Source organism: Anaerobutyricum hallii DSM 3353 (assembly GCF_000173975.1).
GTDB classification, from domain to species: domain Bacteria; phylum Bacillota; class Clostridia; order Lachnospirales; family Lachnospiraceae; genus Anaerobutyricum; species Anaerobutyricum hallii.
Genome location: NZ_ACEP01000117.1, coordinates 1 through 4,378 on the forward strand (window position 1 = coordinate 1; position 4,378 = coordinate 4,378).

Here is a 4,378-nt window from a genome sequence, read left to right on the forward strand (position 1 = left end):
ATGGCGGACGATTCTGGAGAAGTGGAAGATATTACTTCTATTTGTCAGGGATTGAATATTAACATTGGTACGCTGAATAAAAATACGATTCCGTCCATGTTTTTAGCAGGAAAAAAGGCAAATGTACTTGGTCATGTTGTGCTGCTTGATCCGGTAGGAGCCGGAGCGAGTGGACTTCGGACAAAGACAGCGAATGAGCTAGTGCGGGACATAAAGTTTACTGTTATCCGTGGAAATATTTCAGAAATCCGAACCCTGATGGAAGGAACGGGAAATACAAAAGGTGTGGATGCAGATTTGGCAGATGCGGTTACAGAGGAGAATCTTGATGAGACGATTGGGAAGCTGAAAGCATTTTCTGAAGCGACAGGAAGTGTGATTGCTGTAACGGGAGCCATTGATTTAGTTGCTGATTCTGAAAAATGTTATGTTATCCGCAACGGAAAACCAGAGCTGGGAGCAATCACCGGAACTGGATGCCAGCTTTCTGGAATGATGACGGCTTTCCTTTGTGCAAACGCAGAGCAGCCTTTGGAGGCAGCAGCGGCGGCAGTTTGTGCGATGGGAATTGCCGGAGAGATTGGATTTGAACATTTAAAAGAAGGTGAGGGAAATTCCACTTACCGTAATCGGATAATTGATGCTATTTACCATATGGATGGAAATACATTGGAGGAAAGAGCAAAGTATGAGCTGCGTTAACAGAGAACAATTAAGAAAAGATTTACTTTTATATGCAGTAACCGACCGTTCCTGGCTTGGAAATGAAACACTTTACGAGCAGGTGGAAAAGGCATTAAAAGGAGGAGCGACTTTTATACAGCTTCGGGAAAAGGAACTCATGAGGAACATTTCATGGAAGAAGCGGTGGCTCTCAAAGAATTGTGTCATAAGTATCATGTTCCATTTGTTATCAATGATAATGTCAGAATCGCAAAAGATATGGATGCGGATGGAAGTTCACGTTGGACAAAGTGATATGGAAGCCGATGACGTGAGAAAGATTCTTGGTGAAGACAAGATTCTTGGCGTATCTGCCCAGACAGTAGAGCAGGCAGTATTAGCTGAAAAAATGGGGGCGGATTATCTTGGCGTGGGAGCCGTATTTTCCACTTCCACGAAAAAAGATGCGGCAGATGTCAGCAAGGAAACATTAAAAGCAATCTGCGAGGCAGTAAATATTCCAGTGATTGCAATTGGTGGAATCGGGGCAGATAACATTTTATCTTTACAGGGAAGTGGTATTTGCGGTATCGCTGTGGTTAGTGCTATTTTTGCGGCAAAAGATATTGAAGCTGCTACAAAAGTTTTAAAAGACAGAACAGAAAAAATGCTGAAATAATTTTTCGGTAGTTAGTGGAAAAGACAATAAAAGGAGAAAGGCATCGTGATAAAAGGAGCAATCTTTGATATTGATGGAACTTTACTTGATTCCATGCCCATCTGGGAAAATGCAGGAGCGAGATATCTTGCTACTCTTGGCATTAAGGCAAAGCCAGATTTAAAAGAACGGCTGGATGCTTTATCTTTGCCAGAAGGAGCCATCTATATGCAAAAAGAGTATGGCCTTTCGGTATCAGCAGAAGACATTTTAGAAGGAGTCAATCAGGTTGTAAAAGATTTTTACTATAAAGAAGCGGTCATGAAGCCGGGAGCCTATGCCTTAGTAAAACGTCTGAAAGAAAATGGTGTGAAGTTAATTATAGCCACAGCGACAGATAAGGAGATGGCAAAGGCGGCGCTTATTCGTAACGGCATATGGCAGGACTTTACGGGAATGATTACCTGCGAGGAAGCCGGAGCCGGAAAGACAAGCCCGAAGGTATTTGAGCTTGCAAGGCAAAAGCTAGGCACTAAAAAAGAGGAAACATGGGTATTTGAAGATTCTTTATATGCGGTGAAAACTGCTACTGAAGCTGGATTTCCAGTATGCAGTATCTACGATACCTACAGTGTGGGAAATGCGAAAGAAATCCAGAAACTTTCTAATATTTATGTGAGAGATTTTTCGGAGATAGGTGATTATTCTTTTTCAAATATGAAAACAGTTCTTACAATTGCAGGCAGTGATTCGAGCGGAGGAGCAGGTATTCAAGCGGATATCAAGACTTTAACTGTTCATAAAGTATATGCCATGACTTGTATCACCGCACTTACCGCACAAAATACAGTCGGAATTACCGGGATTATGCCAGTACCAGCAGAATTTTTTAAAAAACAGATGGAAAGCATTTTCACAGATATAAAGCCAGATGCGGTGAAAATTGGAATGATTGCTTCAAAGGAACAGGCAGAGATTATCGCAGAATACCTGGAAAAATATTCTATCAAAAATGTAGTGGCAGACCCGGTGATGATTTCGACAAGCGGTACGGTTTTAGTAGAAGAAACAACGAGAAAGATATTATATGAGAAATTATATCCAAAAGTTTCCCTGCTAACCCCGAACATTCCAGAAACCGAATTTTTATCCGGGATAAAAATTACCGATAAAAAAACAAGGGAAGAAGCAGCAAAAGTCATTGCAGACAGGTGGAATTGTGCGGTCTTAAGTAAGGGCGGTCACAGCGAAGAAAATGCGGACGATTTGCTTTATGAGAGTTTTTTGCAGGAAGAAAAAAAAGAAAAAGCCGTTTGGTTTCCAGAAGAAAGAATTGATAATCCAAACACACACGGAACCGGCTGTACACTTTCAAGTGCGGTAGCGGCAAATCTGGCAAAGGGATTTCCTGTAGAAGAATCCGTAAAAAAGGCAAAAGTATACATCAGCGGAGCAATTAGAGCAATGCTGAATCTTGGACAGGGAAATGGCCCGCTAAATCATATGTGGGATTTGTAAACATAGTAACAGACAAGTGTCAATGTATATAAAGTAATGAAATAAACAGATTAGTTAAGCTTTATAAAAATGGCATTATAAATAGTATTTACAAAATTGGAGGTAACAAAAGATGAGAAATTACACAACACAGATGGATGCAGCAAGAAAAAATATTATTACTCCAGAAATGGAAAAGGTTGCAGCAAAAGAACGAATGACACCAGAAGAAATCAGAGCATTAGTAGCAGAAGGAAAAGTTGCTATCTGCGCGAACAAAAATCATAAATGCTTAGACCCACAGGGTGTCGGCTCTATGTTAAAAACAAAGATTAATGTAAATCTTGGTGTATCAAAAGACTGTAAAGATTATGATATAGAGATGAAAAAAGTAATGGAAGCAGTAAACATGGGAGCAGATGCCATCATGGATTTATCTTCCCACGGAAATACAGAACCGTTCCGTAAAAAACTGACTTCCGAATGTCCTGTAATGATTGGAACAGTACCAATCTATGATTCTGTAATTCACTATCAGAGAGACTTAGATACTCTTACCGCAAAAGACTTTATTGATGTAGTACGTCTTCACGCAGAAAATGGTGTAGACTTCGTAACATTACACTGTGGAATTACAAGAAAGACAATCGACCAGATTAAAAAGCATAAAAGAAAAATGAACATCGTATCCCGTGGAGGTTCCCTTGTATTTGCATGGATGACAATGACAGGAGAAGAAAACCCTTTCTATGAATATTTCGATGAAATTCTTGATATCTGTCAGGAATACGATGTAACAATCTCCCTCGGAGATGCCTGCCGTCCAGGCTGTCTTGCCGATGGTTCCGATGTATGTCAAATTGAAGAATTAGTTCGTCTTGGAGAACTTACCAAACGTGCGTGGGAGAAAAATGTACAGGTTATGGTAGAAGGACCGGGACATATGCCAATGGATCAGATTGCTGCAAACATGAAGTTACAGTCCACCATTTGTTCTGGAGCACCATTCTATGTACTTGGACCAATCGTAACAGATATTGCACCAGGTTATGACCATATTGTATCCGCTATCGGTGGAGCAATCGCTGCTCAAAATGGTGCTGCATTCCTCTGCTATGTTACACCAGCAGAACACCTTGCACTTCCAAATCTTGAAGACGTAAAACAGGGAATCATGGCATCAAAAATTGCGGCACATGCAGCCGATATCGCAAAAGGTGTCCGTGGTGCAAGAGAGATAGATGATAAGATGGCAGATGCCCGCCGTGTTTTAGATTGGGAAGCACAGTGGGAATGTGCAATGGATCCGGAAACAGCCAAAGCAATCCGCGATGACAGAAAACCAGAACATGAGGATACTTGCTCTATGTGTGGAAAGTTCTGTGCGGTAAGAAGCATGAATAAGGCATTGGCTGGAGAACATATTGATATTTTGTAAATAGTAATTTGTGAAGATAAGAGGAGACGCTCCCAAAGAAAGAAGCTATCCTATATTTGTGACTCTGTCACTGTGGGTTGAATGTTTGCTGAATGGCTCACATTCAATCCTCACTCTAGAGC

Annotated in this window: 4 protein-coding genes; all 4 read left to right on the top strand. The window is 40.9% G+C overall.

Annotated features, from left to right (window positions below):
- Positions 1–702, top strand: a 702-nt coding sequence (thiM, locus tag EUBHAL_RS11775; RefSeq protein ID WP_005350028.1) for a hydroxyethylthiazole kinase, incomplete at its 5' end; no start/stop codon positions are given.
- The gene (gene thiE / locus EUBHAL_RS11780) at positions 689–1,342 is read left to right on the top strand and encodes a thiamine phosphate synthase (RefSeq protein WP_005350030.1); all 654 of its coding nucleotides are present in this window, start codon (positions 689–691) and stop codon (positions 1,340–1,342) included. The genes thiM and thiE, both read left to right, overlap by 14 nt.
- 45 nt (positions 1,343–1,387) lie before the next feature.
- A complete protein-coding gene (thiD, locus tag EUBHAL_RS15495) occupies positions 1,388–2,839 on the top strand; it encodes a bifunctional hydroxymethylpyrimidine kinase/phosphomethylpyrimidine kinase (protein ID WP_005350033.1) in 1,452 nt (483 codons plus the stop codon).
- A gap of 112 nt (positions 2,840–2,951) precedes the next feature.
- Positions 2,952–4,256 carry a phosphomethylpyrimidine synthase ThiC gene (thiC, locus tag EUBHAL_RS11790; RefSeq protein ID WP_005350036.1) on the top strand — a complete coding sequence of 435 codons (1,305 nt, stop codon included), beginning with the start codon at positions 2,952–2,954 and terminating at the stop codon, positions 4,254–4,256.
- The last annotated feature ends 122 nt before the right edge of the window (positions 4,257–4,378 follow it).

Excerpts from the sequence above, each read along its gene's own strand:
- thiE (WP_005350030.1), top strand. The coding sequence starts at position 689 with ATGAGCTGCGTTAACAGAGAACAATTAAGAAAAGATTTACTTTTATAT.
- thiC (WP_005350036.1), top strand. The coding sequence starts at position 2,952 with ATGAGAAATTACACAACACAGATGGATGCAGCAAGAAAAAATATTATT.